Below are 9,153 nucleotides of genomic sequence, written 5' to 3'. Positions count from 1 at the left end.
GTATAAATCTTAATAAACTTTTATATAAATGATTCAAAACAAGCAAAAGCTCTTATAATTTGTATTTAGAATCTTATAAGTAAAAATTTAATAGATTTAAATATAAAAAATTAGCTTTAAAAGAGTATTAATTTAAGTTTGAAAGTTTAGAAAGAATAAAAGTTTGAAATTCTATACTATCGTTTGGACAAGGAATGACTTTATAGTCTTTATTGCTTATTTTTTTATATTCAATATCAAGTTCAAATACAGTTTCTGAACAATCAATACAAAAAGAAATTGGATAAATCAAAGCATCATTTTTTAAATTTTTTAAAATATCACTTGTATTAGGTTCAAGCCATTTTACTGGACCTAATTTTGACTGATAAGAAAGTAAGATTTCATCAAAATGATCTTTAAGTTCATTTTTTAAAATTTCAAAATGCTCTATGGTATGTTTTTCATATAAATCACCTTTTTCTATAACAGATATAGGCAAAGAATGAGCAGAAAAAATTAAGGTCTTTTTTTTATCATTTTTAAAATTTTCGTTTTCTCTTAAAATATGCTTTTTAATCATTTGATTATAGAGTTTATCCTTATAAAAAACATCAATAATACTAATCTTAGATTTAATATTTAAAGCATTGATATTTTTTTCTAAAACCTCAAGAGAAGTTGTTATGGTTGTTTGAGAATGATGTGGATAAAGTGGAAAAAGGATAATTTCATCATCTTTTTTTAAAGAATACTTTTCTAAAACTTCTTTAGCAAAAGGTGGAACATATAAATTTACAAAATCAAATTTAAAATTTTTATCTTTATTTAGCTTGATGCAAAGATTCGAAGTTATCTCATTTAGTGGAGATTTTCCTCCTAAAATTTCATAATTTTTTTGCATAGTTTTTAATCTCATTTTAGTGATTAAAAAAGCAACTATTTTTCTTAAAAATTTATTTTTAATACCTAAAATATAAGGATCATTAAACATATTTTTTAAAAAAAGTTCGCAATCTTCTATCTTGCTTACGCCACCCATATTTAAAAATAAAACAAGTTTCATTAATAATTTTCTAAAATGTTTTGAACTAAAAGTGCATCTTGTATGGAGGCTAAATTATTTTTTTGATTTAAAGCTAATTTAAATAAATCTTCGTGCTCTTTTAAAAGTGTAGAGTGTTTATCAATTTTAAGCTCATTATTATCCCTTAATAAGATCAAATTTATCAAATCGGCCTCATAAAAATGTTTATCTGTAATTACTTGAATTTTTCTGATTTTTTGAGTGCTATTCCAGCTTTGATGTAAGCAAGCTATAAAATTTTGCATTTTGCATGATATGATACTTTCGCTTTCTTGATATCCTTCTTGTATATAAGTTTTTAAAATTTTAGCTTCTAAAATTTTTCGAGTGCTTAAAAAATGTAAAAGATCAAGATCGTGCACGGCTAAATCTTGTAAAATTCCAACATCTTGTATTCTTTGAGGAAAAGTTGAAAATCTTTGGATATTTATACTGATTAAAAGTTCGTTATCTAGTATATTTTTTAAAGATATCACACAAGGATTAAATCTTTCACAAAAACCAACGGCTACATTGTTATTGTAGGTTTTAGCGTATTTTTCAAATTCTTTGATTTCTTTTAGATTCATCGCTAAAGGTTTTTCTACTAATATAGTTTTTACTTTTGGTAAAACCTTTTTTGCGATATCTAAATGAGTAAAAGTAGGCGTTGCAATGATAACTACATCGTTATTTTGTTTTAAAAAATCATCTAAATTATCAAAAAAAGGAATATCGCTTGAGAATTTTTGAATATCAAATAAAGCATTAAGCTTAAAATTGGGATTATTTTTAAGCTCTTTTAAATGATTTTTTCCCATATGGCCAAGGCCTATAATACCGATTTTCATAAAAATTCCTAAATTATAATTTTGAAAATAAATTAATAACTTTTTCTTGCTCTTCTTCTGTCAAGAATGCAGAAAATGGTAAAGATATGATGTGTTCGCTTACTAGTTCAGAATTTTTAAGTTTTAAATGGGAAAATTCTTTAAAACATGGTTGCTTGTGAAGTGGTATGGGATAATGTATAGCATAAGGAATACTTGCTTGTTTAAATTTTTTAATAACTCTAGCTCTATCATCAACTAAAACGCTATATTGGGCATAAACGCTTATAAAATCTTTTTTGATTTTAGGAATCTGGCAATTTTTTAAATTTTTATCATAATTAGCTGCTAATTTTGCTCTAATTTTAAGTTCATTATCAAAATATTTGAGTTTTACATCTAAAATCGCAGCTTGTAAAGTATCAAGTCGTCCATTAATCCCTATTAATTCGTGATTATATTTTTGAGCTTGACCGTGATTTAAAAGTATTCTTATTTTCTGTGCTAAAAAATCATCATCACAAAAAATAGCACCCCCGTCTCCATAAGCTCCTAAAGGCTTAGAAGGAAAAAAACTTGTGCAAGAAATATGAGCTATAGAACATGATTTCTTATCTTTATAACTTGCTCCAAAACTTTGTGCTCCATCTTCGATTAAGGTGATATTTTTTTCATCGCATAATTTTTTTAAAGCAAACAAATCAGGCATTTGTCCAAAAATACTTACAGCAATAATAGCTTTTGTTTTTGGAGAAATAGCTTTTTTAACTTCTTCAATGCTTAAATTAAAATCATCTAAACTAATATCTACAAAAACAGGTTTTGCTCCAACAAGTGCTACAACTTCTGCTGTTGCAATAAAAGTAAAACTTGGAACAATAACCTCATCATTATAAGAAATACCTAAAGCCCTTAAAGCTAAATATAAAGCACTTGTTCCACTTGAGCATCCAATAGCATTTTTAACACCTACATATTTAGCTAAATTTCCTTCAAATTCTTTAAGTTTATCTCCACCGATAAAAGAAGAATTATTTAAAATTTTCAAAATTTCTAAATCAATTTCATTTTTATAGGCATTATATTGAGCTTTAAGATTGATAAAATCCATAAAAAACCTTAAGTATTTAATTAAAGGATAATTGTATTTTAGTTTTACTTAATTTAAAGTAATTTTGATATCATATAATATTTAATAATAATTTTAAAATTTTGGGAAAGTTTTTATGGATATTAGAAGTGAATATTTAAATTTTTTTAAATCAAAAGGTCACGAAGTAGTTTTTTCCGCTCCTTTAGTTCCTGAAGATCCTACTTTGCTTTTTACAAATGCAGGTATGGTTCCTTTTAAAAATATTTTTACAGGAGAAATTCCACGTCCTAACCCACCTCGTAGAACAAGTTGTCAAACTTGTATAAGAGCTGGTGGAAAGCATAATGATCTTGATAATGTTGGTTATACAGCTAGACATCATACTTTTTTTGAAATGCTTGGGAATTTTAGTTTTGGAGATTATTTTAAAAAAGATGCTATCGCTTATGCTTGGGAATTTGTAACTGAAGTTTTAAAACTTCCAAAAGAAAGACTTTATGTTACAACTCACGAAAATGATGATGAGGCTTATGAACTTTGGCAAAAATTTGTCCCAAAAGAAAAAATTTATAAATTTGGAGATAAAGATAATTTCTGGCAAATGGGAGATACTGGACCTTGTGGACCTTGTAGCGAAATTTTTTATGATCAAGGACAAGAGCATTTTAATGGCTTAGAAGATTATATGGGCGGAGATGGAGATCGCTTCTTAGAAATTTGGAATCTTGTTTTTATGCAATATGAAAGAAGTGCAGATGGAACTTTAACTCCTTTACCTAAACCTAGTATAGATACAGGAATGGGGCTTGAAAGGGTTGTTGCCATTAAAGAAGGGAAAATTAGTAATTTTGATACTTCTTTATTTATGCCTATTATCGAAGAAATAGCAAAAATTTGTAAAAAGCCTTATGTGTATGAAAAAGGGGCTAGTTATAGGGTTATAGCTGATCACATAAGATCAAGTGCATTTTTAATAGCTCAAGGTATAAATTTTGATAAAGAAGGCAGGGGTTATGTTTTAAGAAGAATTTTACGTCGTGCTTTAAGACATGGCTATTTGCTTGGATTAAAAGAACCTTTTATGTATAAACTTGTCGATAAAGTTTGCGATATCATGGGTGAGCATTATACTTATCTTAACGAAAAAAAAGATTATATTAAAGAACAAATTAAACTTGAAGAAGAAAGATTTTTAAATACCATAGAAAAAGGTATAGAAATCTTTAATGAAGAGCTTAAAAATACTAAAGAAATTTTTAGCGCAGAAGTGGCTTTTAAACTTTATGATACATACGGCTTTCCTTTTGATCTTACTCAAGATATGCTTAAAGAAAAAAATATTTCTATCGATGAAGAAAAATTTAATGCCTTAATGCAAGAACAAAAAAATAGAGCTAAAAATTCTTGGAAAGGTAGCGGAGATATAAATATTAGCGGAGATTTTAAAAATTTGATTGAGAAATTTGGCAAAAATGAATTCGTTGGCTATGAACATTTTAATCAAAAAACAAAAATTTTAGCTCTTTTAGATGAAAACTTCAAAGAACTTTCCTGTTTAGATCAAGGACAAATTGGTTGGATTATGCTTGAAAAAACTCCTTTTTATCCAACAAGCGGGGGGCAAAGTGGCGATAGTGGAAAAATCAATCAAAGCGAAGTTTTAGCCACTCAAAAATTTTTCGATCTTAATCTTAGCAAAATAAAAGCTTTTGAAAAATTTGAAAAAAACCAAATTGTAGAGGCAAAAATTGATTTAGAAAAAAGAATGCAAACAGCAAGACACCATAGCGCTACACATCTTCTTCACTATGCTTTAAAAAAGATTTTAGGCAATCAAGTTAATCAAGCAGGATCTTTGGTAGAATATAATAGATTAAGATTTGATTTTACTTATTCTAAAGCTTTAAATAAAGAAGAACTTGAAAAAATTGAACAACATGTTAATGAAATGATTATCAATGCAAATGAAGCTAAGATTGATTTTATGTCTTTAGAAGAAGCTAAGAAAGAAGGAGCTATAGCTTTATTTAGCGAAAAATATCAAAATGAAGTTAGAGTTTTAACTCTAGGAGAAAGCAAAGAACTTTGCGGGGGAACTCATGTTAAAAATACTGCCGAAATTGGAAGTTTTTACATTGTTAAAGAAAGTGGGGTTAGCTCTGGGATTAGAAGAATAGAAGCAGTAGTTTCTAAAGCGGCATTAAATTTTACACAAAGCATTATTAAAGAATTAAATGAAATAAAAGAAGAATTAAAAAATAATGATGTTTTAAGTAGTATTAAAAAACTCAAAAATGAACTAAAAAATTCTAAAAATGAACTAAAAAATTCTAATCAAGTTAAATTAGACTCTACTTGTATTAATCAAGTTCAAATTTGTATTCAAAAAATTGATGATGAAAATATTGATATAAAAAATCTTATAGATGAGTTTAAAAATAAATTTGAAAAAAGTGTGATTTTGCTCATACAAAATAAAAACGATAAAATCAACCTTGCCGCTGGTGTAAAAAACGCACCTTTAAAAGCTGGGGTCTTGGTCAAACAAGCTGCTATGATTTTAGGTGGAAATGGTGGAGGAAGAGATGATTTTGCAACGGCTGGAGGGAAAGATTTTACAAAAATTGATGAAGCTTTGCAAGATTCAAAAAACTTTATAGAAAAAGAGCTTTGTAAATAATGCTTTATTTAGCTTCATCTTCGATTTCTAGAGTAAATTTATTGAAACAAGCTGGAATTGAATTTACTCAAATTTGTTTTGATTATGATGAAAATATTGACACTTCTTATACGCCAAATATTTATGTACAAGAAGTAGTAAAAGCAAAAGAACAGCAATTTTGCCAAAAATTTAACTATGATAATATACTTTTTGCAGATAGTATTGTTTGCATTGAAAATAATATTTTAACCAAAGCATTAAATGAAGAACAAGCTTATAAAATGCTCATAATGCAAAGTGGAGCAAAAGCAGATATTTTAAGTGCTTTTATTTTAAAAACTCCACAAAAAAGAATTTTTTCCCTTTCAAAAACAAGTTTATTTTTTAAAGAATTTGATAAAAAAGAAATGAAAGATTACATAGAAAGTGGTCTTTATAAAGGAAAGGCAGGAGCTATTATGTGCGAGGGCTTTCATCAAAAATATATTGATAAACAAATTGGTGGTTTAAATACAGCTTTAGGATTAAATACTGATATTTTAAAGGCTTATTTATGAAATTTCTAAAATATATTTTTTCATTTTTTTCTTTAGTTTGTATTTTGATTCTTATTTATATTACTTATCTTTTTTCAAGTTTAGATACAAAAGATTATATTTTTAAAGAATACAATCCACCTTTAACAACTCAAATTTTTGATAAAAATTTAAAACTCATTGCTAATATTTTTGAACAACATAGATTTTATGCTAAGTATGAAGAATTTCCCCCTAGACTCATAGAAGCTTTAGTAGCTATTGAAGATACAAGTTTTTTTGAACATAATGGGGTTAATATTGATGCTATTTTTAGAGCTTTGATAAAAATTATCAAAAGTGGTGGCAAAACAATGGAAGGGGCATCAACTCTTACTCAACAATTTATCAAAAATACAGAGCTTACTCCTGAAAGAACTATTAGTAGAAAAATACGCGAAGCACTTTTAGCTTATAAAATGGAAACTATACTTAGTAAAGAAGAAATTTTAGAAAGATATCTCAATTTTATCTTTTTTGGACATGGATATTATGGCGTTAAAACTGCTGCTTTTGGATATTTTCATAAGAATTTAAATGAATTAAGCTTAAAAGAAATTGCTATATTAGTAGGCTTGCCTAAAGCTCCAAGCAGCTATGATCCTACAAAACATCTTGATCTTTCTATTTCAAGGGCCAATAATGTAATTCAAAGACTTTACACTCTAGGATGGATATCAAAAAATGAGTATGAAGAAGCCTTAAAGGAAATTCCTAAAGTCTATGATGATACACTTAGTCAAAATGTAGCTCCTTATGTTGTAGATGAAGTTATAAAACAACTAAACCCTAGCATTAAGGATCTAAAAACAGGTGGATACAAAATAATTTTAAATATAGATTTAGAAGTTCAAGAAATGGCTCAAAAATCTTTAAAATGGGGTTATGATGAAATTGTTAAAAGAGATAAAAATGCCAACTTAGATACTTTAAACGGGGCGATGGTTGTTGCAAATCATCAAAATGGAGAAGTACTTGCTTTAGTAGGTGGAATAGACTATGAAAAAAGTAATTACAATAGAGCTACCCAAAGTATGCGTCAGCCAGGAAGCTCCTTTAAACCTTTTGTATATCAAGTAGCTATTAATTTAGGTTATTCTCCAATGAGTGAAGTAGCGGATATATCAAGAATTTTTGAAGGAGGAGCAGGAAATAACGAGGATTGGAAACCAAAAAACTATGGCAAGGATTTTAGCGGACTTATTACACTTAAAAAAGCTTTAAGTGCATCAAGAAATTTAGCTACTATTAACCTTGCTGTTAATATTGGTCTTGATGTCTTATACTCAAAACTAACTCAAATGGGCTTTAAAAATTTACCTCCTAATCTTTCTATAGTGCTTGGAAGTTTTGGAATTTCTCCTTTAGAATATTCAAAATTCTATACTATGTTTGGAAATTATGGAAAAATTAAAGATTTGCAAATCATAAAAAGCATTCAAGATAAAAATGGAAATATTATAACTGAATTTGATTCTAAAGAGGAAAAAATAAGCGATGAAGCTCAAGCTTTTTTAGTGCTTGATATGATGAAAAATGCAGTAGAAAAAGGAACAGGGCGCAATGCAAGAGTTGAAGGGATAGAAATAGCAGGAAAAACAGGAACAACGAATAATAGTGTTGATGCTTGGTTTTGTGGTATAACTCCTGAAATAGAAGCCATTATTTGGTATGGAAATGACAATAATTATCCTATGAAAAAAACAGAAGGAGGTGCTAGAACGGCAGCTCCTGTATTTAGGGAATTTATTATTCAATATTTAGAAAAATTTCCTAACACTACAAGAAAATTTAGCATTCCAAATAATGTAAAAAAAGGGATATATCAAAAAAATATAGAATACTATACTCCAAAATCTCCTTTTCCATCTCAAAATACTAAATTCAATGAAAGTGAGATTATTTTTTAAAATGCAAATTTTACAAACCCTAAAAGAAAAACTTGATCCTAAAAATGCTAATTTGATTCTTAATGCTCTAAAAAATTCGAATAATGAGAATTTTTTTAAATTTGTTCTTGAACATATAGATATAATTATAAATTGGCTAAATTCTAATGAATTTAAAGAAAAGTATTTAAATCATCCTTATCCTCCTTTAATTAACCCTGAATTTATTGATATAGATGCTAGTGAATATTGTGCGCATTTATCTTGGGACCTTAACATTCCTTTAAGTAAAAAATATAAATTTATTTATATTTCACCACATGGAGTTGGTGCTGCTGCTTTTTTAAGATATATTAATGAAACTCTTAACACCCTTTGTTTTGCTTCTTGGGTATTAGAAAATAATGCAAAAAGCAGATATTGCTTTTTGCACACCTATCTTAATAATCCTAATATTATAAATCAAGGAATTAATCTTTCAGAACTTAACGTAAAAGATCTAGAAAAATTTCTTTATTTACTTGATAATTCTGTGCCCTGTATTATAGGCGTAAGAGATCCTATAGGAATTTTAAAACATTGCTTTGGTAGAAATTGGGATAAGGTGCAAAGAAACTATGAGCCTGAATTTAATCTTACTTATGATTGGCATTCTTATATTGATTTTTTAACCCATAAAAAAACAAAAATCAAATGGGATTTTAAAGACTTAGAAAATAATGTTTTTATTATACAAAAGTTGATAAAAATACTAGATCCTAAAAATATCACTTATGTAGATATGAGTGAATTTAGTGAAGAAAAAGCCTTTGATACTTTGTCTAAATTAGCTAAAAATTTATCTCTTACCCCCCCCCATATAAATAAAAAAAATATTTTTAAAACCAAAGAATTTAGGGGATATTTAAGATATTTATTTCCATTAAAACTTTATGTAAATGAAAATGACTTAAAAAATATTTATACACTTAATTTTCCTAATAATTTAAAAAATTATAATATCAATACAAAAGAAAGTATTTTGATTATTTTTAATCGTTTTATGGATGGTGAATTCAT

The 9,153-nt window shown here is 27.2% G+C and carries 7 protein-coding genes; 4 read left to right on the top strand and 3 right to left on the bottom strand.

Features of this window, described 5'->3' with window-relative positions; translation table 11 throughout:
• Positions 1-127: 127 nt before the first annotated feature.
• From hemH to JG677_RS05630, 3 genes are read right to left on the bottom strand one after another with little or no spacing between them, the layout of a single operon-like run.
• Positions 128-1,045: a ferrochelatase gene (gene hemH / locus JG677_RS05640; protein WP_200285617.1), complete on the bottom strand. Its 918-nt coding sequence runs from the start codon at positions 1,043-1,045 to the stop codon at positions 128-130.
• Positions 1,045-1,896: a Gfo/Idh/MocA family protein gene (locus tag JG677_RS05635; protein ID WP_200285616.1), complete on the bottom strand. Its 852-nt coding sequence runs from the start codon at positions 1,894-1,896 to the stop codon at positions 1,045-1,047. Before JG677_RS05635 ends, hemH begins: the two co-directional genes overlap by 1 nt.
• Positions 1,897-1,909: 13 nt before the next feature.
• Positions 1,910-2,986: a DegT/DnrJ/EryC1/StrS family aminotransferase gene (locus JG677_RS05630; RefSeq protein ID WP_200285615.1), complete on the bottom strand. Its 1,077-nt coding sequence runs from the start codon at positions 2,984-2,986 to the stop codon at positions 1,910-1,912.
• Positions 2,987-3,101: 115 nt separating this feature from the next.
• On the opposite strand from JG677_RS05630, the gene alaS reads away from it, so the two are divergent.
• From alaS to JG677_RS05610, 4 genes are all read left to right on the top strand, one after another.
• The gene (alaS, locus tag JG677_RS05625) at positions 3,102-5,648 is read left to right on the top strand and encodes an alanine--tRNA ligase (protein WP_200285614.1); all 2,547 of its coding nucleotides are present in this window, start codon (positions 3,102-3,104) and stop codon (positions 5,646-5,648) included.
• Entirely contained in the window at positions 5,648-6,187 is a 540-nt protein-coding gene (gene maf / locus JG677_RS05620) for a septum formation inhibitor Maf (RefSeq protein WP_200285613.1), read from the top strand. The genes alaS and maf overlap by 1 nt, the downstream gene beginning before the upstream one ends.
• Positions 6,184-8,115, top strand: a complete 1,932-nt coding sequence (locus JG677_RS05615; protein ID WP_200285612.1) for a penicillin-binding protein 1A — start codon at positions 6,184-6,186, stop codon at positions 8,113-8,115. The genes maf and JG677_RS05615 overlap by 4 nt, the downstream gene beginning before the upstream one ends.
• A 1-nt stretch (position 8,116) precedes the next feature.
• The coding region (locus JG677_RS05610) for a DUF2972 domain-containing protein (RefSeq protein WP_200285610.1) at positions 8,117-9,153 on the top strand (1,037 nt) is incomplete at its 3' end.

Origin of the sequence: Campylobacter sp. TTU-622, assembly GCF_016598965.1 — a bacterium.
In the GTDB taxonomy this organism is placed as follows: Bacteria; Campylobacterota; Campylobacteria; order Campylobacterales; family Campylobacteraceae; genus Campylobacter_D.
The sequence above is the reverse complement of the archived record's forward strand: the minus strand, read 5'-3'. Positions and strand labels throughout refer to the sequence as shown.

Excerpts from the sequence above, each read along its gene's own strand:
- JG677_RS05615 (WP_200285612.1), top strand. The coding sequence starts at position 6,184 with ATGAAATTTCTAAAATATATTTTTTCATTTTTTTCTTTAGTTTGTATT.
- hemH (WP_200285617.1), bottom strand. The coding sequence starts at position 1,045 with ATGAAACTTGTTTTATTTTTAAATATGGGTGGCGTAAGCAAGATAGAA.
- JG677_RS05635 (WP_200285616.1), bottom strand. The coding sequence starts at position 1,896 with ATGAAAATCGGTATTATAGGCCTTGGCCATATGGGAAAAAATCATTTA.
- alaS (WP_200285614.1), top strand. The coding sequence starts at position 3,102 with ATGGATATTAGAAGTGAATATTTAAATTTTTTTAAATCAAAAGGTCAC.
- JG677_RS05630 (WP_200285615.1), bottom strand. The coding sequence starts at position 2,986 with ATGGATTTTATCAATCTTAAAGCTCAATATAATGCCTATAAAAATGAA.
- maf (WP_200285613.1), top strand. The coding sequence starts at position 5,648 with ATGCTTTATTTAGCTTCATCTTCGATTTCTAGAGTAAATTTATTGAAA.